Origin of the sequence: Dokdonia donghaensis DSW-1 (genome assembly GCF_001653755.1) — a bacterium.
In the GTDB taxonomy this organism is placed as follows: Bacteria; Bacteroidota; Bacteroidia; order Flavobacteriales; family Flavobacteriaceae; genus Dokdonia; species Dokdonia donghaensis.
This window is the reverse complement of record NZ_CP015125.1, coordinates 2,530,379-2,554,265: the sequence shown is the minus strand read 5'-3', so window position 1 is coordinate 2,554,265 and position 23,887 is coordinate 2,530,379. Positions and strand designations below refer to the sequence as shown.

Below are 23,887 nucleotides of genomic sequence, written 5' to 3'. Positions count from 1 at the left end.
CTTTTGGTGTTGTTCTTACTATTTGGGCTCATCGTGCTACTTTTTTCTATTCCAGCTGTACAGACGCATATTGCAAAAAATGCGACAGATCGTATTAATGAAAAATATGGTACAGAAATACACCTAGAACGCGTAGGTCTTAAATGGAATGGTGATGTACTAGTAAAAGGTGCTCTCATAAGAGATCATAAAAATGATACAATGATCTATGTGCGTGAGCTTGCCACAAGTGTTTACAGTGTTAAAAAGGTATTAGATAGTGATCTTGAACTAGGAGATATAAGTCTAGAGGGTGCACGGTTTTACCTTACTAAATATGAAGGAGACATCTCAGATAACCTTACAATCTTCTCACGTAAATTTGCTTCAAATAATTCTCAAGGAAACACAAATTTTCTATTAGCATCAGACGATGTGCTCATTACCGATGGTAGGTTTATGTATATAAATGAGGAGCTTAACGATCCCTTTGTGTTAGATTACCAAAATCTCACTACAGAGTGGGAAGATTTTGTTATCAATAATCAAACTGTTGATGCACATATAACTTCGCTCTCATTTGATGCTATAAAAGGATACCAGATTAGAACACTAGATGGTATATTTCACTATGATCCAGATTTAATTTCTCTCAACGATTTTTCATTAACTACAGATGATTCTTCCCTTGAAGGTGATATTACCTTAGATACCTCAGACGGAGCACTAGACGATTTTAACACGCTGGTAGAGGTAAAGGCCGCTTTCGCGAAAGCGGAAATATCAACAAATGATATACGCCCATTTTACAATGACATTGCACCAGATGTTACCTTGAGCATACAAGGAGATCTCTCCGGCTATCTCAATGATTTTAGAGTACCTAATCTCGAGGTGAGAGGTTTGGGGAACTCTATAATACGTGGAGATGTCTTTTTTGAAAATTTACTAGACAGTAAGAAGTTTAGAATTAGTGGTGATTATAAAAGTGTGCAAACAAATTATTTTGACCTTAAAAAGTTACTCCCAAAACCACTGGAAAGTCTACCTACAGAGATGACGCAGCTAGGTACAATACGCTTTACAGGTAAAAATAGCCTTACAAGAGCTACTGTAGTTACAGCGGGTGTTATAGGTACAGATCTAGGTACCGTTAACCTGGACCTGGCAATGACAGGCTTACAAGATGCCGAAAATGCTGGATATGAAGGTACTGTAATGGTAGATGATTTTAACTTAGAAAAGTTGCTTAATGACAATAGGCTGGGTAAGGCAACTTTTAATCTAGATGTAGACGGTAAAGGGTTTATACAAGAGACAATTAATACTAAGCTTTCTGGTACTATAGCAAGTATAGGCTACAATGATTATAATTATAAGGATATTACCATATTTGGAAATCTCAAGGCTCCGGTTTTTGACGGAGAAGTGCTTATAGATGATCCTAATGCTCGTGGTAAGTTTAATGGTCTTGTGGATATATCAAAAGAGATCAATAGTTACGACTTAGAAGCACAAATAGATTATGCAGACCTTGTATCTCTTAATTTTATAAACGACAGTATCTCTGTACTTAAAGGTAATGCTGTTGTAGATATGAAGGGTACAGGTATAGAGAATATGTATGGCCGTATTTCTTTTGAAGATGCGAGTTACCAAAACAAAAACAACACTTACAGTTTTAAAGATTTTGAGATCACCTCAAAGTTTGATAAAAAACGAGTGCGTACCATTGCTATAAACTCTACAGACATAATAAGTGGTGAGGTGAGTGGTATTTATAAATTTGGCGAAGTGGTGCCACTTTTTAAAAATGCCATAGGTAGTTTATATACAAATTACCAACCTGAGATTCTCACAGAAAATCAGTTTATGGATTTTGAGTTTACAATCTATAATAAGATTGTAGAAGTATTTGTGCCAGATTTAAAACTTGAGCCAGAAACTATTATTAGAGGTAGTGTGGTGGCAGACGACTCGGAGTTTAAACTTACCTTTAAGTCACCGCAAATTGATGCCTTTGGGTATATGGCAGAAGCTATAGAAGTACGTGTAGATAACAAAAACCCGCTATTCAATACGTATGTGGCTGCAGATAGTATAAATGCTGGATTTTATGCGGTATCAGACTTTAACCTAATTAATGTGACTCTTAAAGATACACTCTTTATGCGCTCAGAGTTTACGGGTGGTAAGCGCAATGATGACTCTTTTGACTTATCATTATACCATACCATTAATGAAGAAGGAAACTCGGTATTAGGTTTTAAAAAATCTGAAATTGTATTCAAGGATACGCCTTGGTTTATAAACGAAAGAAACGACCAGAATAACAGTGTCGTATTTGATAATAACTTTAAAGATATAGATATTAAGACCTTGGTGTTAAGTCATAAAGATGAGCTTATTGATCTTAAAGGCCAGATACGTGATAGCACCTATAAGAATATAAAAGCAAATTTTAAAAATGTAGATCTAGCCAAAGTAACTCCAGAGCTCGATAGTCTCAATCTAGGAGGACGCATTAATGGACAGCTAGATGTACTTCAGAAAAATGGAGCTTATTTCCCAGTTACTTCTCTAGCCATTTCAGACTTCTCTGTAAACGAGACTAACCTCGGGCAATTAGATATAAACGTAAGAGGTAATGCAACTTTATCAAAATATGAGATTGAGTCTCGCCTTGCACGTGAGGGACTAAAATCTTTTACAGCAAATGGTACTATTGATGCGTCAGGCAGTATACCTATTATAGATATGGCCGTGGGTCTTCAAGATCTTGATCTAAGCCCATTTAACCCTATGGGACAGGGCGTGATAGATAGAATACGTGGCTTAGTGAGTGGTAATGCAAAAGTAGAGGGAGACTATCGCAACCCTGAGATAAATGGTAATTTGACCTTAAAAGATGCAGGTTTACAAATTCCTTATCTCAATGTGGATTATGATTTTAGAGGTATTTCAAATGTTGTTTTAAGAAAACAAGAGTTCGAGTTTCAAGCTGTACAACTGGAAGATATCAAGTATAAAACCTTAGGTGTTCTTAATGGTAAGATAAGTCACAAGTCCTTTAATGATTGGAAACTTGATTTAGGTATAAGCGCCTCTCGAATTGCCGTACTCGATACAGAAGAAGATCTAGAGTCGCTCTATTATGGTACAGCTTTTCTAGAAGGAGAAGCATTTATAAAAGGCCCGACAGATAATCTCGTGATAGACGTCTTTGGAGAAACTGCAAAGGGTACCGTTTTTAAAATCCCTATAGATGACTCAGAAACTCTAGGTGACAACTCCTACATTAAGTTTTTAAGTCCAGAAGAAAAAGAAGCTCGTATTAACGGTGAGAAAATTATCACAGAAGCGGTAAAAGGTCTTTCTGTAAATTTTGACCTAGACATAGATCCAGATGCAGAGGTAGAGGTGGTTGTAGATAAAACCAATGGTAGTACCTTAAGAGGAAGAGGAGTAGGTACCTTACTTATACAACTTGATACTAATGGTAAGTTTATAATGAATGGGGATTTTATTGCCACCGAAGGGGTTTTTAATTTCCGTTACGGAGGTATTGTAACAAAAGACTTTATATTACAACAGGATGCAAACATACGCTGGGATGGTGATCCAGCAAAAGCCATACTAGACGTAAGTGCAATTTATAGAACGCAGGCTAACCCAAGTACATTACTAGAAACTTCTACTGTAAATAGAAAGATACCAGTAAACGTAATTATTAACCTAGCAGGAGAGCTGTTAAAGCCAGATATTACTTTTGATATTGAGTTTCCTGGTGCTGGTAGTACCGTGGTGTCAGAGTTAGAATTTTTATTACAAGACCGTAATGCAAAAGAGCTTAACGCGATATCTCTTGTTTCACAGGGAGCGTTCCTAAGCTCGGCTAGTGTAAATACCGCTACTGCGGCTGTAAATAATCTTCTTGAGACTACGTCTTCTATACTATCTGGTATTCTCTTTAATGATGACGATAGTATTTTTGACGTGGGAGTAGATCTTGTACAAGCAGAGCGTGACCCTACGGCAAATATCCAGTCTGCAGGTAGAGTAGGAGTGACCCTGTCTACTCAAATCACAAACCGAGTTCTTATAAATGGTAAAGTAGGTGTCCCTACAGGAGGTATTAGTGAGAGTGTGATTGTGGGTGATGTAGAGATAGATTTCTTACTTAATGAAGACGGTACACTGCGAGCAAAAGTGTTTAATCGCCAGACAGATATTCAGTTTATAGGTGAGACAGAAGGTTATACACAAGGAGTAGGGCTATCTTATGCTGTAGATTTTAATACTTTTAAAGAACTTTTACGTAAAGTTTTTAAGGGCAAAGTAGAAGAAGCTGTACTTCAAGCTCAAGGCGAAAGAGATGTGCCAAAAAAGATTGGACCAGACGGCGTTCAATTTAATAAATAGAGATTGTTTCTTTTACGCTTTCGCGAAAGCGTAATTCTTCCCATTTCATCATTTTCGGCCTCTTTTTAATGTGTCATAATTAAGAATTCCAAAAAACTTTTCAACCGAAAACGTTTGAAATTGACAATCCAATAAATTACACCCCAATTCATTGATTTTTCTACATTAAGTTTGCTAAATTTAATCTAAAATTATGCTTATATGAGTAAAAAAATCACCAAAATAGCAGTTATGACCTCTGGAGGAGACGCCCCAGGAATGAATGCTGCAGTAAGATCTGTTGTACGTACTTGTGCTTATCACGAGTTAGAATGTGTAGGGATACACAGAGGGTATGATGGTATGATTGAGGGTGATTTTATTCCGCTAGACGCAAGAAGTGTACGTGGTATAATTAATAAAGGCGGGACTTTCTTAAAATCTGCCAGATGTGAGCGTTTTAGAACTACAGATGGTAGACAGATTGCTCACAACCAGATGGTAAAGGCAGGTGTAGATGCACTTGTCGTTATAGGTGGTGACGGTACGTTTACGGGAGCACTTCATTTTAATGCAGAGTTTGACTTCCCTGTGATAGGTATACCTGGTACTATAGATAATGATATAAGTGGTACAGATCGCACACTAGGGTATGATACAGCACTTAATACCGCTGTAGATGCTATAGATAAAATACGTGATACTGCACACTCACACGACAGGCTCTTTTTTGTAGAAGTAATGGGCCGCGATGTAGGTCACATTGCTCTAAATGCTGGAGTAGGTGCTGGGGCCGAAGAGATCTTAATACCGGAAGAAGATATGGGTATAGAACGACTAGTAGAATCGCTACAGCGTTCTAAAATATCTGGAAAATCGTCAAGTATCGTTGTCGTAGCCGAAGGTGATAAAATTGGGAAATCTGTTTTTGAACTTAAAGATTATGTAGATGATAATCTTGAGGGGTATGACGTACGTGTTTCTGTACTAGGGCATATGCAGCGAGGAGGATCTCCTACTTGCTATGATCGCGTGCTAGCTAGCCGTATGGGAGTAAAGGCTGTAGAGAGTCTTATAGAAGGAAAAAGTAATTATATGGTAGGTACCATACACGATACAATGACCCTTACACCGCTAGAACAAGCAATTAAGGGAGAGAGTAAAATAAATAAAGAATTAATCCGTGTGTCAGAGATAATGACCACATAATAATAGAGAAGAATAATGGCAAATTTAAAATTAGGAATAAACGGTTTTGGACGTATTGGACGTATCGTATTTAGAGCGACAGTAAAGCGTGATAATGTAGATGTAGTAGCAATAAACGATTTACTGGATGTAGATCACCTAGCATACCTTCTTAAATATGACTCTGTACACGGACGATTTGATGGAACTGTAGAGGTAAAAGATGGACACCTTGTTGTAGACGGTAAAACTATACGTGTTACTGCAGAGCGTGATCCTAAAAATCTTAAGTGGGATGAAGCTGGAGCAGATGTTGTAGCAGAGTGTACAGGTATTTTTACTACGCTAGAAACTGCAAATTACCATATAGAAGGTGGAGCAAAGAAAGTTGTTATCTCTGCACCATCTAAAGATGCACCTATGTTTGTAATGGGAGTAAATGATGGAGATCTTACTGCAGAGCACACGGTGGTGTCTAACGCGTCTTGTACAACAAACTGTCTAGCACCTATGGCAAAAGTTATAGAAGATAACTTTGGTCTTGAAGAGGCGCTTATGACTACAATACACGCAGGTACTTCTACACAATTTGTAGTAGACGCACCTAGCCGCAAGAACTACCGTCTAGGTCGTAGTGCTTTAAATAACATTATACCTACATCTACAGGAGCTGCAAAAGCAGTAGGGAAAGTACTACCAGCAGTAGATGGAAAACTTACAGGGATGGCTTTCCGTGTACCTACGGCAGATGTTTCTGTAGTAGACTTAACTGTGAAGACTTCAAAAGCAACGTCTGTAGAAGCTATTAAAAAAGCATTCAAAGATGCTGCCGAAGGTTCTATGAAAGGTGTGGTAGGTTATACAGAAGATGCAGTTGTATCTCAAGATTTTGTAAGCGAGACACGTACTTCTGTATTTGATGCAGATAGTGCAATAGAATTAAACCCAACTTTTTTCAAGCTTGTATCTTGGTATGATAATGAGTTTGGATACTCAAACAAACTCGTTGACCTTGCAGAAAAAGTAAATACACTTTAAGATGCATTAGCGCGCTTTTGTAGTTATATATGTAACAATCTAAGAATATTAGGTTGAGTATATATTGCTGCAAAAGCGTTTTTTATTTTTTCTTCATACACGTATTATATGATTTTAGTAGTAGATAGCGGTTCGACAAAAACAGATTGGATTGCGCTAACTGATGATGGTAAAAGTCTTTTCCAAACACAAACCTTAGGGTTAAACCCTCAAGTATTGTCTCAAGAGATATTGAGAGAACGTATTGTAAACAACTTTGAGCTTTATAAGCATAGAAAAGATGTAAAAGCACTTTACTTCTATGGTGCTGGTTGTGGTACAGAGCGCCCTCGTGTTTTAATGAGAAGTGTTTTTGATGAGATATTTACAAAAGCTACAGATATAGTACTTAAAGAAGATACCTTTGCTGCATTATATGCTACCGCTACAGAGGGAGAGAAAAGTATAGTTTGTATACTAGGTACAGGTTCTAACTGCAGTTACTTTGATGGAGAAAAAATAATCCAAAAAGTAGTATCACTAGGATATGTAGTGATGGATGATGCTAGTGGTAACTATTTTGGACGTCAACTCATACGTGATTATAAATTTGGTAAAATACCAGAAGCGCTAGCCCAAAAATTTGAGTCAGAATATGATTTAAGCTCAGAAAATATAAAGAATCACCTTTATAAAAACCCTAATCCTAATACGTATCTAGCAACCTTTGCACGTTTCATTATTGAGAATAAAGATGAGGAGTATTGCCAAGGAGTTATAAAGGAAGGGCTTTCTGTATTTGTAGAACACCAGATTGTTCTTCAGTTTCCAGATGCAAAAGACATACCTATACACTTTGTAGGTTCTATAGGTTTTTATTTACAAGCCGAACTCAAAGAGGTATTGAATAATTTTGGACTTACAGCTGGTAAGATTCTTAAGCGACCTATAGATGGCCTCGTTGCGCATCATAAAGAACACATTCTTGCCAAGTAGCAACACTGTTAATTATAAAAAGAAAACAGCTGGAGTATATTAAGTTTTAATACCGTTATACATAGAATTATAACCCATAAAACAACACGTATCCAGTTTTTTGAAACAAGTGACCTAAGATCTCCATCTGTGTGAGTATTTTGGGTCACTTTTTTATGTAACGGTACAAATATAAGTGCAGTGGTAACCCAAGTAGATAATACGAAGACTAGATAAATAGTCCCTATCATATATAAACTACCAGTCACTACCGTATAAACAGCTAGTAAAAGTTGTATTACCATAAGTGGCCCCACTATTACAGCAATCTTACCTGTATACTTGTTATGCCAGTTTACAAGATTATCACGATTATAATATAAGAAGCTAGGGTATATTATGAGCTGTACGATTAAAATAAGTACGACTAGAGCAGCATCTACAGCAAGACCTATGAGGCTTAGTGAATCTATCATAATTGTGTTACCAGTATAAAAGTGTACTATAAATCTTTGCGATACGTTCTTCGACGTTTATGAAGTTTGTGTTCGTAATTTTTCCAGAGCTGTTGTATGGCTTTATTTTCTTCTAGTTCTGGGTTTGTTTCAACTTGAGTAATCCCTCTAGAATTAAATAATTCTTGCATTTTTTGAAAAATAACAGCCGTTACCCCTTTGTTTTGATATTCTGGATCAATACCTATAAGGTAGAAGGCAGCAGTGTCATTTTTCTTTTTTGCTTTAAGCAAGTGATAAAACCCAAAAGGAAAGAGCGATCCATTTGCTTTTTTAAGCGCTTCATTAAATGACGGCATCGTGATGGCAAAGGCTACTAGTTTCCCCTCTTTATCTTGCACACACTTTATAAAATCTGGGTGAATATATTTTATATATTTCTCCTTATAGTGATCTATTTGATACTGCTGTATAGGTACAAATGTGCTAAGAGTATTATATGTTTTATTAAGTAGCCCAAACATCTCATCTACATAAGGCTTTACATCTGCAGAGGTTTTAAACTCTAGCGGGCTAAGCTCATAGCGCTTTGCAATAATATCTGCAAACTTCTTGACTTTAGGATTTTGCTTTTCTGGTGGGTCTATTTGAATTTTATATTCAACCCATTCGGCAGCTTTTTCAAAACCTAGTTGCTCAAAGTGATCCTTGTAATACGGGTAGTTATACCAAGTAATCATTGTGTTGAGATACTCAAATCCCTCTATAAGTAATCCTGCTTTTTCCATATTAGAAAAACCTACAGGTCCCTCCATAAACTCAAGATTGTTTTCTTCCCCTATCTCTGAGACTTTAGATAACAGTGCTTTAGTTACTTCTATGTCATCTATTACATCAAACCAGCCAAAGCGCATTTTAGGTTTTTTCTGCTTGTTTATTTCAATATGATTTATGATAGCACATATTCTTCCTACTGCTTCTTGTTTTCCGTTTTCCGCTTTCGCGAAAGCGAGAAAATAGCGTGCTTCTGCATTTTTAAACACAGGGTTTTTTGCAGGGTCCATACTATCTAGCTCATCTGCCACAATAGGAGGTACCCACTTAGGTTCATTTTTATATAGGGAAAATGGGAACTTAACAAATTGTTTGAGTTCTTTTGGGGTAATCATTTCCTTAAGCGTAATCATCTGCAATATTTAGGGGTATTATTTAATGCCGTCACCGTCAGGATCTACTGCATCTTTACGTTTTCTGTTTTTATTAATGCGCTCTGCTTGACGTTTTGATGAGCTCTTTTTATCACCATCTGCATCTCTATCTTTTATAATCTCATCCTTCTCGTGTAAATCTAGTCTGTAAGAAACTCCTGCAGAGACGTTCCAGCGTGTAGGGGTGTCTTTAAAGTTTGCTAGACCACTAAGGTCTACTTGTAGATTTTTTGTGATAAGATATGCAGCTCCTGCTCGTACAAGATAATCTGCATAGAGATCACCGTCTATAAGCTGGTACTCTGCAAAGCCAGCAAATTTTGAATTAAAAGAGTGTGTCAAGGTTGTAATCCAAGAGTTAGTAGGGTATGTAGTACCTGCTCTATCTACTATAATATTATTTACCCACACCCAGCGACCCCAGTTATGCTGGAATATAAGCGCTAAGTTAGGACTTATACCATCCTCACGTATAGAATTAAACTGACTGTTTGTAAAATCAAAAACTCCTCCAGCATATACGGTAACGGCTGGTATAAGAGACTTCCACTTAAAACGTCTATTTGCGTGGTAGCTGTATAGATTTACCTCGTCACGAGCATATTTATATGGGTCATAAATAAGGTATTTGGCACCTATTTGTACCGTCTCGAGTCCTGCGATAACATCTGGCGAGGCAGATCCAGATATGAATGATACCTCGTTGCGCTGGTATCTCATCAATCCGTTAAGCTCTAGTTTTTCAAAAAACAAGCCATAGCGTAAATTGAGATTATACCCCAGTATATCTGTATCTGTCTGTAAAAGCGAGTGGGTGTCATTCCCAATGTCAAAACCCGTTTCTACCTGTAAGACACGAGTCCCTACACTAAAAGCGCCTTGAGATTCTCCAGGTCTGTTTGAGTTAATTGTCTCTGTGTATTGTGCTGTAATTGAGCCTGTTGTAGCGACACAAATCAATAGAGTAACAATAATACGTACGGTGTGCATAAAGGTTATGGGTTAGTCTTTCAAATATAGAAGAATTTATCTTTTTTTTAGGCTTCTACATCTCTTTGTTGCAAGCTATAATTACTAATTTTGAAAAAAAAGTAAAGATTATGCTGCTAGTTGCAGAAATTCCAAGTTTTATTAAAACGATTGCCATTATACTTCTGGTATATTTTGGGCTTCGTTTCTTGGCAAAATTAGCTTGGCCATACATTGTTCGTTACATTACAAAAAAAGCTGGTCAGAAAATGGAAAACGCCTTTAAAGGCTTCCAGCAACAGGCGCAACAATATGGGCAATCACAACAGGAGCCTACAAGAGATGTCCCAAAAAAATCTTCAAAAGTTGTAGGAGAGTATGTAGACTATGAGGAGATAGATTAATGTTGAGTACGCTTTCGCGAAAGCGTAAAAACCATATTTCTACCACCATTTTTTAGAGTCATTACGCACTTCAAGATTGCAAAGCACTTATCTTTGCGCTATGTCTACACTTGTACAAATAAATGTTCTCCCACACCAGGCCGAAGATGATGACTACATCGCAGAGGTTGCTTTTAAAAAAGCGCGACTTCGTGCAGACGATGTGCGTGAGTGGGATATACGTAAGCGCTCTATAGACGCTCGTAAATCACCGGTAAAAATATCGCTACAAATAGAGTTTTGGAAAAAAGGCGAGGAGCGACCTAGTATTCCTCCATTTGTACCACAAGATGTTTCTAACGCTCCAGAGATAGCCATTATAGGAGCTGGTCCTGCGGGGCTGTATGCCGCTTTACGCGCGGTAGAAGGCGGACTAAAACCCATAATTTTTGAGCGTGGTAAAGATGTAAGAGCGAGAAGACGAGACCTTGCGGCTATAAATAAAGACCATATTGTTAATCCTGATTCAAATTATTGTTTTGGAGAAGGAGGCGCAGGCACCTACTCAGACGGAAAGCTTTATACACGATCAAAAAAGCGTGGTAATGTACTTAAAGCTCTAGAGTGGTTTGTACACTTTGGCGCGGTAGAAGATATACTAGTAGATGCGCATCCTCACATAGGTACAAACAAGCTTCCTAAAATTATTACGGCGATGCGTGAGGCTATTATAGCACACGGTGGTGAAGTACGTTTTGATACGAAACTCACAGATCTCAAAGTGGTGGATAATCAGATTACCGCTATACAAGTAAATGATACAGACTGGCTAGATTTTGATAATGTGATACTAGCGACTGGTCACTCGGCGAGAGATATATTTTACTTACTGCACAAACGTAATATTAAGATTGAGGCAAAGCCATTTGCCATAGGTGTACGTATAGAGCACCAGCAAGAACTTATAGATGATATACAGTATCACTCAGATGGTGATAATCCTTATTTACCTCCAGCGTCTTATAGTCTAGTACAGCAGGTAGACGGTATGGGGGTTTATTCTTTTTGTATGTGTCCAGGTGGTATTATAGCACCTTGTGCGACTAGTCAAGAAGAGGTAGTGACAAACGGCTGGAGCCCTTCTAAGCGTGATAATCCTTATGCAAACTCAGGTATTGTCGTGAGTGTAACTCCAGAAGATTTGCCTAATTATAAAAAGGATGATCCCTTTGTATGCCTTGATTTTCAAAAGTCTGTAGAGCGTGCTTGCTGGGAAGCCGCAGGAAAAACCCAAGCAGCACCGGCACAGCGTATGCGCGACTTTGTAGACGGTCGGGTCTCAAAAAACTTCCCAAAGACGTCCTATCAACCCGGTATAGTCTCTGTAAATCTCAATAAAGTGCTTCCAGATATTTTATCCAAACGTTTAAAGAAAGCGTTTATAGCTTATGGTAGAAAGATGAAGGGCTACCTTACTAATGATGCCGTAATACACGCACCAGAGAGTAGAACGTCATCACCCGTATCCATACCACGTAAGTGGGAAACCCTAGAGCACGTAGAGGTAAAAGGTCTTTACCCTTGCGGGGAAGGAGCTGGATATGCCGGGGGTATCATCTCTGCTGCCATAGATGGTATAAATTGTGTTGATAAGATTATTGAAAAGAAGCAGGTCTTAAAGTAACGCAAGTCTTACAAGTCCGTTTTTAAAATCCTATTTTTACAGAGTGAGTAAAAAGGTAAAAATAATAGAGTGTCCTCGTGACGCGATGCAAGGCATAAAAGATTGGATTCCTACGGAGTCTAAAATACAGTATATCCAGTCATTACTGCGTTGTGGTTTTGATACGATAGACGTAGGTAGCTTTGTGTCTCCTAAAGCAATCCCTCAGATGAAAGACTCTGCAGAGGTATTGCATAGCCTTGACCTCTCAAAAACAGATAGTAAACTCCTTACCATAGTCGCAAACCTACGTGGTGCGCAAGATGCTGTACAGCACGAGATGGTAGACTACCTGGGTTATCCTTTTTCTATCTCAGAAAACTTCCAGATGCGTAACACGCATAAAACCATAGACCAGTCTATAGATTTGCTACAAGACATTATAGAGCTCGCAGACTCAAAAAATAAAGAGCTTGTGGTTTACATATCAATGGGCTTTGGAAATCCATATGGAGACCCTTGGAATGTTGATATCGTAGGGGAGTGGACAGAACGACTAAGTAAGATGGGAGTAAAGATATTATCACTATCTGACACGGTAGGTACCTCAGACCCAGAAACTATAGACTACCTTTTTTCTAACTTAATACCAAGGTACTCAAACATAGAATTCGGTGCACATTTACATACCACACCTACTACCTGGCACGAGAAGGTAGACGCGGCCTACAAGGCCGGTTGTGTGCGTTTTGATGGAGCAATACAAGGTTTTGGCGGTTGCCCTATGGCAAAAGATGATCTTACCGGTAATATGCCTACAGAAAAGCTAGTTTCTTACTTTGCATCTGTACAAGCATATGATAACATCAACACGATGAGTTTTGAGAGCAGCTATAACGAGGCGCTCAAAATATTTCAAAAATATCACTAGAAGAAAATAGTTTTTATTACGCTTTCGCGAAAGCGTAATCTTACTCCGTACGAGCAAATCTATAAAAGGCAATAGACGCCACAAGCCCCACTGCCGAAAAGATGGCTAGCATCCAAAAAACAGCAAAGTGACCTTCTTTACCAGGAATACCATCAAGGTAATAACCTATCATAGGCCCTGCAAAAATATCTGGAGTATAGCCTATAAAAGAGATAATACCCACCGCCGTACCGGTTAACTTAAGCGGTATTTTACCCTCTTGCATAACAGCAAAGTAGAGGACTCGTGCTGCATAAACTCCAAGAGCTGTGATAATGATAGTTAAGAAGAAAAGTACGGTAGTATCTTCACTAAGTATGTCTGAGGCAAAAAGTATGGCTCCTATAATAGATAGTGCAAAGCCCATACATAGGTAAAGTGAGGCACGCGACCTATCTGCTAGAAAACCAACGATAACACCCACTAGCGGTCTTATAAATAGTAAAAATGTACCCGTCTTTGCGGCGTCTACCTCGCTATAATTCATCACATCTTTTGCATATAGAGAGAATATGTCTGTGATTTTATAACCTACATAGGCACATAAAATGATGATCATAAGTAACCACACAGATGGTAGTTTAAGGACTGTTTTTATAGCATCTAGCGTAATGGTTTGCGTGTTATTTTCTTGTTGAGCCACATTAGTTTTCAAAAATAAGAGTACAATAATACCCACCAGAGCTACTATGGCAGAAGAGGCATATACAATAGTTTGGAAAGCTTCTACTTGTTGTGCACTTGTAAGTGCGACATTATCTTCTACTATAAAAAGTGAGAAGATAACAACTCCTAGCAACCCAAAAGATGCGCCTACCAGACCACGACCGCCGTCTAGAAAACCAAAGGCTTTACCTTGGTTACTAACTCCACCCCATACACGTGTAGCTTTAATCATCGCAGCCCAAAATAAAAATATAGTCGTAAATCCCCAGAAGCCGTAAAGTACCTGCAGTGTGAGCAATGATGGATTACTAGCATACACTATCCCTCCTAGAGCTGTGAGTATAAGACCTATACCCATTAGGCTTTTTGGCGGATATTTATCGGCGAGTGGGCCGCCTATTATGTATGATATTAAAGCTACAATCCCATAAATGGAGAAGCAATAGCCTAGTTCTGTATTTGTAATTTGAAATACGTCAAGCACTGTTGCTCTAAAAACTCTTGCTAGTACAAAAGGAAGTATAAATACAGCCTCGCCAGCTAGTACAAGTAGTATAATGTAAAAAGGAGATTGATAAGGTGTGGTACGTTGCACAGAGCTGTGTATTAAATAGCTTGATAGTTTTTAGAACTATTACGCCTCATATAAGCGTCGAGTAAGCCGTTTGTTTTCTGTTGGATTTTATTACGCATAAAGCCTGTCCAACCTAATAGTAACCCTGGAGTGCCCAGTGCCTGCTTTGACCACGTGTACATATCAAAGGTGTCGTGATGTGCTATAATTTTTCCATCCTTAAGAGCAAACGCCGCCTGGACGTGGTTTACAACCTTTCGCTTTTTTGGGCCGTAGGTATAATGAGCCGTCCATTTTGCTGTTGCTGTATTACCAGAAACTTGGACATCACTATAAGCTATGGTCATAGCGCCGTTTGAGCGTTCTATAAGCATATGCCACATAGCTTTTGCTCGATTGCCTTGAAGCTCTCCAAAAGCAGGATCTGAAAATACGATATTATCGTCATAGCAAGCAGTCATCCCGCTGGCATTACCTTCTTGAAAGGCTTTGTAAAATTTTTCTATAACATTCATATTTTTCTTGCTTTCGCGAAAGCGTCATTAAGATTATATAATAACTATAACGGTTTGCTATTCTTGTAATCTAAGTATACAGCGATTAGGCTGTAAGGTACTTATTAAAAAAGGCAATTGTTCTATCCCAGGCTAGGGTAGCGGCTTTCTCATCATATCTTGGTGTTGTATTATTATGAAAACCGTGATTTGCGCCTTCATAAAAATGTGCCGTGTGTGGGATATTATTTGCTGTTAGTACCTTCTCGTAAGCTGGCCAGCCAGCATTTACACGCTTATCAAGCCCGCCATATTGTAGTAGGAGCGGAGCCTTAACTTCTGCGGCTTGCTCATCGTCTGGTTGTCTACCATAAAATGGGACAGCAGCAACGAGATCTGGAATAAGCACGGCCATCATATTAGAAACCCACCCGCCAAAACAAAAGCCTACCACAGCTACCTTACCATTACAATCTTTGTGATTTTTAAGATGGTGATATGCGGCAATAAAATCTTCAATCATCTCCAGTCTATCTCGCTTGCGTTGCATTGCACGGCCTTCATCATCATTACCAGGATAGCCGCCCAGCGGTGATAATGCATCTGGAGCTAGAGATAAGAATCCTGCCTTTGCAGTACGTCTACCTACGTCTTCTATATAAGGATTAAGACCTCTGTTCTCGTGTACCACAATGACCCCTGGTAATTTGCCAGATGCGTTTACAGGCTTACTGTATAAAGCCTTGATAGAGCCACCACCTTTTGGTGAGTCATAGTTTATAAAAACACTTTCTATGGTAGGATCATCTTTTGAGACCGTTTGTGTAGTCTCATAATCTGGACTTATAAAACTCAATAGCGCTGGAAGGGTCACCGCACCTACAGTAAATACTGATAATCGCTCAATAAAAACTCTGCGATCTATTTTATTGTGAGCATAATCATCATAAAGGTCAAAAACTTCTTGTGAGATATCTTCTTTGCGTAGCGGTTTCATATAATACGTGTCTAATTATTATGAGTTAATCAAGTCCTCCTTTTCTTATAGGAGAACGAGGCGTAGGCCATTCTCTTTGTTTACCAGACCTTCTATCTAGTGGGAGCACTGCTTGCTCACGAGAGGTAAATTCTGGATCTTCACTAGCCATATATGTAAGTATTGCAGTAAGGATTACATTATTGCGTACATCATCAAAAACTATCTTGTCATAAGTGTCACGGTTGGTGTGCCAGGTATAATTCCAGTATGACCAGCTCAAACTACTGAGACTAAACCCTGGAGCTCCAGCCGCTTGAAATGAAGCATAGTCTGACCCTCCTCGTGCTGGCGCACCAGGAAATGTAGTTTCTATCTCATCTGTTATTTCCTTAGGTACAGCATTTAACCATCTGTTTAAATAATCGTAACTACGTAAGAACCCTCCACCATTAAGGCGCACAACACGACCTGTACCATTATCTTGATTAAATGATGCTTGTACTTTTGCCACAATTTCTGGGTGATCTTCTACAAAGGCTCTTGAGCCATTAAGCCCTTGTTCTTCACTTCCCCAATGACCTACTAGTATAGTACGTTTTGGGTTAGGATAGATTTTTTTAAGTACACGCATAGCTTCCATCATTACAAGAGTACCCGTTCCATTGTCCGTAGCTCCTGTACCACCATCCCAAGAGTCAAAATGAGCCGATAATATGACATACTCCTCTGGCTTTTCTGTCCCCTTTATTTCTGCTATGGTATTAAATGTGGGTACGGTACCCAGTTCTTTTGAGATTGCTGTAATATTTATTTTAGGAGTATTACCAGATTCACTTAGTCTATAAAGCATACCGTAGTCTTCTAGTTCAAGATCTACGGTAGGTATTTCTTTTGTTCTAGCACTAAATATCTTATTAACTCCAAAACCTCTTGACCAGTTAGAAGTCACGATGCCTACGGCTCCTGCATTTTCTAATGCTTCTGGTAAACCTCTACTAGTGTATCCCGTGCGTTGTATTTTGTCATTCCATAAGTTTGATAGAGAGTCGCGTTGTTTTTTCATTTTAGAAAACGACTTTTCGGTAGCAAACTCTTCCCAGTTATAATCTGGGCGTCCCGTGATTTGCGGTTTTGAAATAAGAACAATCTTACCCTTTACAGTTGGTAGCCATTTTTTAAATTCCGTTGCGTTTTTAATAGTAGGTAGGGTGATAACCTCTGCAGTAACGCCTTCCTTTGAAGTACTTGGATTCCACGCTAGTTGCGTACCTCTTAAACTCTGTACTCTGGGCTCGAGCATATCTATGTGAGAAATTCCTCGTTCCCATCCTCGCCATTCTCCCCATTGCTCATTACGAGCCTCAATACCCCAAGATGCATATTGTTTTACAGCCCAGTCATTTGCAGCTTGCATTTGTGGTGTACCCACAAGTCTTGGGCCAAGCACATCTGTGATCTGGTGGGCAAGTGATTCTAACTGTGAATTTTGTGTGGCTTCCTTTATTAAAGCCTGCACCGTAGCATTGTCTCTTTGAGCTGTGAGTATTGTGCCCATAAGCATACAAAGTACAAGTGAAGTAATACGTATTTTCATTTGGATTGATTTTAGACGTAGAAGTTACGAATGATAAATCAAACTCAATTAGAAAAAGAGGCAATTAACCTCATATATGCTTTGTAATGACTAGCTGGCGCTTAAAATTTAAGGGTTAAAGTTTACGCTTTCGCGAAAGCGTAATTTACCCTACTCATTAGTGATAACCACGTTCTCTCCATTCTCTTGGTATGAGATTTTAAAGCGATTTGTTTTAAGGTTTGCTTGTAATACCACCTTGTTTACATCATTAGACCACGTGATATGCATTTCGCTTGTAGTGTTGTTTGTTATGGCCATCGTACCATTAAAAGCGGGAGATGTATTACGTAATCTAAGCATCTCTAGTTGCATCTGTACCACTGGTTTCTGTAAGCCAGATGTAATATCTTGTTGAGTAAGTGTGGTGCGGTTAATTTCTTTATGACCGCCTGCTCCTGCAGCATCTGCAGCGGCATAGTCATTTTTACCCGCAAAGAGGTCTAGGTACCACACCTGTGGGATACCTGGCATAAAAATTTGTAACGCTCTTGCCAGTAGTAGCTTATTATCATCTTCACCTAGCGCACTGTAAAAGGTTGCATTTACTTGGTAGTATGAGATTTTATTACCCTCTGGGTCGTATATATTTTTAATACGACCACCACGGTTAAGTATCGTATCTATAATATGCTCAATCTCTCGGTCTTTAAGTAGTCCTTGGTGTGTATTTCCTTTTTTATCTATGATGCCCTTAAGGTCTAAAACAGGAATCCCGTCGTGGCAACCTAGCATATTTACGGTCTTATAGCCCTTTGTAACAACTTCTTTAGCCCATTTTGTGAGTGCCGTATTATCACCAGTCTCAATGGTATGAATCACTAGACCCGGAAAGAAAAAATCATAAATCTGATATCCCTCGCTTGCCACCTCGTCGTGGAGACCTAGTCCATACTCTGAGTGTATTTCTGGTAAAAGGGTAAGATCATACTTTTCGGCAATCTGGCGTATGCGCTCTAAGTAGGTCCAAGTGCCGGGTTTATTAAAAAAGTTAGTCTGTCCTACTTCTTTATGTAAGTAAGCAAAGGCATCAAGACGTAGTATCTTACATCCAAAACTTGCTACCTTGCGAAGTGTTTCATCATAAAAATCCCATACTTCTGGCGCATTTGCATTTACATCCATCTGGCCCAGGTATGATCTATTTTTATGTACTATGTTTAATACATCTTGCTTGTGGGGTTGTACGCTTTCGCGAAAGCGTAATTGGTCCAGTGTTCCTCCTGCTGCTATGATCTCATTAATAAGAGTTATAGTGTGATCTCTATCATCTTGTGATAGACCTAGATGTGCTATGTCTTCAAGAGTAATGGGGTGTAGGGTGATTTTTTGGTAAAAAGTATTCCAGTAGGGGCGCTCTGTGCCGTCTGGAAAAAGTACGTTAAGAACAGGTAGGCCTGGCTTACGCATAAATAACTTGTCCAAATATTGCTTTTCTGGAACTGCAACGCCATCTTTATAACTTGCGGTATGATTTTTCCAGAAGTTATTCCAGTCTATAAAGAAGTCTTTGAAAGGCGATGCGTCACCGTTTTTTAATATATCCTTAAACTGTGGAGAACCCACAGAAAGGTGGTTGAGCACAATATCAAATTTGAGCATAATATCTAGCTCTTTAAGTGCGTCAAGATCTGCTTGAGAGACAAGCTCTTTATTAATATTGTAATCTATGATAGAAAACCCCCTGTCTAGGTCACTATTAAAAAAAGTAGGTAAGACGTAAAATAGTGAAAATACATCCTTAAGCGCTGGTTCTTGAAGCAATGCAACAATATCACTGAGGTTAGTACCTATGCTATCTGGATATGCGTTGAGCATAACGCCGTTAGGGATTTGCGAAGTATGATTTGCCATAGCTATATTTCTTTATTTAACAGGTAAAGACCGTGTTTTGAGTAGTTAAAAATAAAGAATCTTGACTAGTCACAAATAGATATACATCTACAATTATAAAATTGTATGTTACAGTACTAATAGGCCTATTTCTTTAAGTGTCTCTATAGGTTTTGAAAACCAAAAAAGCTCAAAGTGCTCAAATTGTTCTTCATACGAGTTTTTAAGTTTTGAGAAAGTCATTAACTGCTCACTCTGAGGGCTTAGAGCCGGTAGTATAGCAATAACCCATCTCGCTTCTTCCTCACTGAGAGTAATCGTAAACTCATCACTCGTGGTGTGAAATAGGAGCGTGGCAAGCTGTCTCTTTTTCTTTGAGAAGTAACTCACGATAGGCATTGTACCTATCCAAACTATTTTTGCGGTAGGCTTTACCTTTAAGTCTGTTTCTGTATTAAGACAGTCTTCTATGTAATATGGATCTATAGTAGATGCTGGAATAGTAAAGTCAAACCAGTCTTGTAACGGCATCTCAAAGCCTATACCGTGCATATAATTAAAGAGCGATTTCTTGAGTCCGTAGCTAAAGCTCGAGTGGTCTATCCCTGTACTATCTGTAAAGTCTACATCATTATTTGCAAAGGTAATCTCGTTATAATGGGGTGTCACGCCATATGCCTCTGGATCTTGTCCCACTGGGCTGTGAGCTGTAAGCGCAAACTGGTGCCAAAATCCAGATTGTATAATTCCTAGCTCGAAGAGCTGTCTCACCATCTCAAGGCTATCTACCGTTTCTTGTAACGTCTGTGTAGGATATCCATACATAAGGTAGGAGTGTACCATAATATTTGCCGCTGTAAAGTTGCGAGTAACTTGTGCAACTTGGGCAACTGTCACGCCTTTATCTATAAGTTTAAGTAGCCTGTCTGAAGCTACCTCAAGCCCTCCAGAGACGGCAATACATCCAGACTCTTTAAGTAATAAACATAGATCTGCAGTAAAGTTTTTTTCAAACCTAATATTTGTCCACCAAGTTACTACAAGTCCTCTGCGCAGTATTTCTAATGCAACGGCCTTCATAAGAGCCGGAGGTGCGGCTTCATCTACAAAGTGAAAACCGTTTTCACCCGTTTGAGCGATAAGCGCTTCCATACGATTTACAAGCGTGCGTGCCGCAACGGGTTCATAAATCTTAATGTAGTCTAGTGAGATATCACAAAAAGTGCACTTACCCCAGTAGCAGCCGTGTGCCATTGTGAGTTTGTTCCACCTACCATCGCTCCAGAGGCTGTGCATAGGGTTTACAATCTCTATCACAGAGATATACTTGTCTAGTAGCAAGTCATTATAATCTGGAGTTCCTACTTGTGCTTGCTTATAATCTTGTCTTGCTGTGTTATTTTTATAAACCACAGCACTGTTTTCTATGAGAAAAGTACGCTTGTAGGTGGGGTTTTCAACTTTATGTATCACGGCATCTATGAGCAATGCAACGGGTAGCTCACCATCATCTAGCGTGATAAAATTTATAAACTCAAAAACTCTGGTATCTGTAATAGAGCGCAGCTCTGTGTTAGGAAATCCACCGCCCATAGCCACTTTTACTTCCGGGTAATTTTTTTTGATGTAAGCACCACATCTCAGGGCGCTGTATAAATTTCCGGGAAAAGGTACTGAGAGTAGTACTAGTTTTGGAACGCTTTCGCGAAGGCGGGCTTCTAGCAACCCAATTGTTATCTCATCTATATATGTGAGTTCTTGCTGTAACTCGTTATATAATTCGTCAAAGTTATTTGCGCTTTGACCTAGACGTTCTGCATATCTACTAAAACCAAAATTTGGGTCCACACATTCTACTAGAAAATCTGATAAATCTTCTAGATACAAAGTAGCAAGATGCTTTGCTTTGTCTTGCATTCCCATCTCACCAAAAGCCCAAGAGAGATCATCTAGTTGTTCAAAGCGAGAGGCACGCGGTAAGAAGTTATCTGTGCAAATTTGCCTAGCAAGCGTCTGGTTTTTGCCTTGCAAGAAGGCAATTACTTCATCTAGCGGTTGCACGTACTGTGAGCTAAGTGCGAGTATGCGCTGTGCATTTTCTGAGAGTGCTAGATCTTGTGTTTTTACACTATCAAATATTTCTTGAAAACTATCACTGGTAAATACATTAAGTATTACCTCAATACCTAGATCCATCTGGTAGCTTGTGATATCTATAGTATTAAGAAACCCTTTTATGTATGCTGTTGCCGGGTATGGCGTGTTGAGCTGTGTAAAGGGTGGTGTTATGAGTAATACGTCTTCCAATAGATTGAGAGGATCTTTTGTGAGTTGCAAAGATAGTTTAATATCTTACTACCGTTGTGCTGCTATTATTTCTCCTACGGCTTTTTGATACTTTACCGGGTTACTTGCTTTTTTTATAGCCTTAAAAACCTTTTGTGGGTTATGTGTAGCCTGTGCAAAAAACTCCCAGAAGCCTTGCATTTTCATTTTGATAGGTGTGGGACCGGAGAGGGCAGCATCATATTGTGCATAAATCTCATCGTGAAATTCTCTAAAAATTGCCCACCTATTTTCTGGGTAGACAGTAGTATCTGCCTTAATCATACTAGGTAAAAAAGGATCTGCAATAAGACCGCGACCTATCATAAAATGCTCGATAGATGGGAAGCGCTCTCTCATTTTTCTAAACTGTGCTACCGTTGTGATATCACCGTTGTAGTATAATTTGTGTTTTGCCGTGTCTATACATTTTTGAAAGCCCTCAAGGTCTACCCCGCCTTTATATAGTTGCTTACCTAGACGTGCGTGTATAGCCACACTCTTAAGCGGGTATTTTTCAAGAATAGGAAAAGAATTAATAATCTCTTCTGGACTTTCATAGCCCAGTCGCATTTTCATTGAGATGGTAACATCTGTCTCTGTATGCGCCCTATCTAGTATATGGTCTATCTTTTCTGTATTGCAAATAAGTCCAGATCCCATACCGCTTTTTGTGACCATAGGGTAGGGACAGCCTAGATTCCAGTTAAGTTCTTTATAACCTAGCGACTGTATATATTTAATCACAAAAATAAAGTCATCTGGGTCTGCCGTCATTACTTGCGGGATGACCTCTAGCGATGTGTTTACTTCTGGATTTAAGTCTCGCTGGTAAGAGCCTTTTATGACTTGTTTTTTATTAAGTCGTATGTAAGGAGCATAGTAAGTGTCTATACCTCCAAAATATTTTTGTTGTGCATTGCGAAAACGAAAATCTGTAAAGCCCTGCAAGGGCGAAGAAAGGAGGTGGTAACTCATTAAAACTAGTATCTGCTGCGAAGATAATTTTAATACCCCTTAGTCGCTCTATTTTGCACAAAAAGTTACACCCCTATGTATGACATTGTGCCTTACATAGGGGTGTAATAATAATAGGTGTTATCTCGGCTATATCTTTACGAGCATCTTACCGGTGTTTTTACCATCAAAGAGGTCTATAAACGCTTGCGGTATATTTTCAAAACCTTCTACAATAGTATCTTCGTGGTGCAGTTTACCTTCTCCGTACCACTTACTAAGTTGCTGTACCCCTTCTGGAAAAGAATCCATATAATTAGACACTATAAATCCTTGCATTAAGGCACTATTCTTAATTAAAAATACCTGCGGACTCACACCCGTAGGGACTTTATTGTCATTATACACGGCAATTGCACCACAGTTTATAATACGTGCTTTCTGGTTAATATTAAAAAATACAGCGTCTGAGAGTTCTCCTCCCACGTTATCCCAGTATACATCTACACCATCTGGGCAGGTTCTCTGTATAGCAGCGTTTAGATCATCTTCTGTGTTGTAATTGAACCCATCGTCATAGCCAAAATCTTTCTTTAGCTTTTCTATCTTTTCATCAGAGCCTGCAACACCTACCACACGGCAGCCTTTTATTTTTGCTATTTGCCCTACGATACTTCCTACGGCACCTGCTGCACCAGATACGAGTATGGTTTCTCCTTCCTTGGGTTTTCCTATTTCTTTAAGGCCAAAGTATGCAGTAAGACCAGTCATACCTAGCGTGCCAAGATATGCGGGTAGGGGAGCATTGTCTTTTGATACCTTGTGTAATTCTTCTCCAGTAGATTTCTGTACCTCTTTCCAGTCTAGCATCCCAGATACATAATCTCCTTCTTTAAAGTTGTCATTTTTGGTCGCTATAACTTTTGCCACTATACCAGAGTGTATAGGCTTATTAAGCTCAAATGGCGGCACGTAAGATTTTGCATCTTGCATTCTTCCTCTTAGGTAAGGATCTACAGAGACGTATGTAGTTTCTAAGAGTATCTCACCATCATTTATTTCTGGCACTTGCTCTTCTGTAAATTCAAAATCACTAGATGACGGTTTGCCGCTCGGTCTATTTTTAAGTAGTATAACTTTTGTAGTATTCATATCTATTTAGTTTTAATTTAAAGTACAAGTTGTGTTGTATAATTCCTATTCCCTAGGTGATATTAG

The 23,887-nt window shown here is 38.9% G+C and carries 18 protein-coding genes; 7 read left to right on the top strand and 11 right to left on the bottom strand.

Features of this window, described 5'->3' with window-relative positions; genetic code table 11:
- The first annotated feature begins 6 nt into the window (after positions 1–6).
- From I597_RS11175 to I597_RS11160, 4 genes are all read left to right on the top strand, one after another.
- Complete coding sequence (locus tag I597_RS11175; RefSeq protein WP_236626622.1) at positions 7–4,401, top strand: translocation/assembly module TamB domain-containing protein; 4,395 nt, start codon at positions 7–9, stop codon at positions 4,399–4,401.
- 201 nt (positions 4,402–4,602) lie between these two features.
- On the top strand, positions 4,603–5,589 hold the full coding sequence (pfkA, locus tag I597_RS11170) for a 6-phosphofructokinase (protein WP_035324679.1): 987 nt from the start codon (positions 4,603–4,605) through the stop codon (positions 5,587–5,589).
- Positions 5,590–5,604: 15 nt separating this feature from the next.
- Positions 5,605–6,606 (top strand): type I glyceraldehyde-3-phosphate dehydrogenase, encoded by a 1,002-nt coding sequence (gene gap, locus I597_RS11165; protein WP_035324680.1) that lies wholly within the window; start codon positions 5,605–5,607, stop codon positions 6,604–6,606.
- Positions 6,607–6,714: 108 nt separating this feature from the next.
- A complete protein-coding gene (locus tag I597_RS11160; RefSeq protein WP_035324681.1) occupies positions 6,715–7,581 on the top strand; it encodes an N-acetylglucosamine kinase in 867 nt (288 codons plus the stop codon).
- An 8-nt stretch (positions 7,582–7,589) separates the two neighbouring features.
- Here the strand turns inward: I597_RS11160 and I597_RS11155 are convergent, their stop codons facing one another.
- The 3 genes from I597_RS11155 to I597_RS11145 are packed head-to-tail and all read right to left on the bottom strand — an operon-like array spanning position 7,590 to position 10,213.
- Positions 7,590–8,036: a hypothetical protein gene (locus I597_RS11155; RefSeq protein WP_035324682.1), complete on the bottom strand. Its 447-nt coding sequence runs from the start codon at positions 8,034–8,036 to the stop codon at positions 7,590–7,592.
- Between the two features lie 26 nt (positions 8,037–8,062).
- A complete protein-coding gene (locus I597_RS11150; protein WP_035324683.1) occupies positions 8,063–9,202 on the bottom strand; it encodes an N-acetyltransferase in 1,140 nt (379 codons plus the stop codon).
- Positions 9,203–9,220: 18 nt separating this feature from the next.
- A complete protein-coding gene (locus tag I597_RS11145; RefSeq protein WP_035324684.1) occupies positions 9,221–10,213 on the bottom strand; it encodes a transporter in 993 nt (330 codons plus the stop codon).
- Positions 10,214–10,323: 110 nt separating this feature from the next.
- Here I597_RS11145 and I597_RS11140 point away from each other — a divergent pair, with 110 nt between their 5' ends.
- From I597_RS11140 to I597_RS11130, 3 genes are all read left to right on the top strand, one after another.
- A complete protein-coding gene (locus tag I597_RS11140) occupies positions 10,324–10,596 on the top strand; it encodes a DUF4834 family protein (RefSeq protein ID WP_035324685.1) in 273 nt (90 codons plus the stop codon).
- A gap of 100 nt (positions 10,597–10,696) precedes the next feature.
- Positions 10,697–12,259: an NAD(P)/FAD-dependent oxidoreductase gene (locus I597_RS11135; RefSeq protein ID WP_035324686.1), complete on the top strand. Its 1,563-nt coding sequence runs from the start codon at positions 10,697–10,699 to the stop codon at positions 12,257–12,259.
- A gap of 43 nt (positions 12,260–12,302) precedes the next feature.
- On the top strand, positions 12,303–13,169 hold the full coding sequence (locus I597_RS11130; RefSeq protein ID WP_021779234.1) for a hydroxymethylglutaryl-CoA lyase: 867 nt from the start codon (positions 12,303–12,305) through the stop codon (positions 13,167–13,169).
- Positions 13,170–13,209: 40 nt separating this feature from the next.
- Here the strand turns inward: I597_RS11130 and I597_RS11125 are convergent, their stop codons facing one another.
- From I597_RS11125 to I597_RS11090, 8 genes are all read right to left on the bottom strand, one after another.
- Positions 13,210–14,469: an MFS transporter gene (locus I597_RS11125; protein ID WP_035324687.1), complete on the bottom strand. Its 1,260-nt coding sequence runs from the start codon at positions 14,467–14,469 to the stop codon at positions 13,210–13,212.
- Positions 14,470–14,480: 11 nt separating this feature from the next.
- On the bottom strand, positions 14,481–14,963 hold the full coding sequence (locus tag I597_RS11120; RefSeq protein ID WP_035324688.1) for a nuclear transport factor 2 family protein: 483 nt from the start codon (positions 14,961–14,963) through the stop codon (positions 14,481–14,483).
- Between the two features lie 85 nt (positions 14,964–15,048).
- Positions 15,049–15,939: a dienelactone hydrolase family protein gene (locus tag I597_RS11115; RefSeq protein WP_035324689.1), complete on the bottom strand. Its 891-nt coding sequence runs from the start codon at positions 15,937–15,939 to the stop codon at positions 15,049–15,051.
- 25 nt (positions 15,940–15,964) lie between these two features.
- Positions 15,965–17,515, bottom strand: coding sequence for a M20/M25/M40 family metallo-hydrolase (locus I597_RS11110; protein ID WP_035324690.1), 1,551 nt, complete (start codon positions 17,513–17,515; stop codon positions 15,965–15,967).
- 150 nt (positions 17,516–17,665) lie between these two features.
- Entirely contained in the window at positions 17,666–19,408 is a 1,743-nt protein-coding gene (locus I597_RS11105; RefSeq protein ID WP_035324691.1) for an alpha-amylase family protein, read from the bottom strand.
- Between the two features lie 108 nt (positions 19,409–19,516).
- Positions 19,517–21,694, bottom strand: a complete 2,178-nt coding sequence (locus I597_RS11100; protein ID WP_035328552.1) for a B12-binding domain-containing radical SAM protein — start codon at positions 21,692–21,694, stop codon at positions 19,517–19,519.
- 48 nt (positions 21,695–21,742) lie between these two features.
- A complete protein-coding gene (locus I597_RS11095) occupies positions 21,743–22,690 on the bottom strand; it encodes a tRNA dihydrouridine synthase (protein WP_035324692.1) in 948 nt (315 codons plus the stop codon).
- A 129-nt stretch (positions 22,691–22,819) separates the two neighbouring features.
- Complete coding sequence (locus I597_RS11090; protein ID WP_035324693.1) at positions 22,820–23,821, bottom strand: NADP-dependent oxidoreductase; 1,002 nt, start codon at positions 23,819–23,821, stop codon at positions 22,820–22,822.
- Positions 23,822–23,887 lie beyond the last annotated feature (66 nt).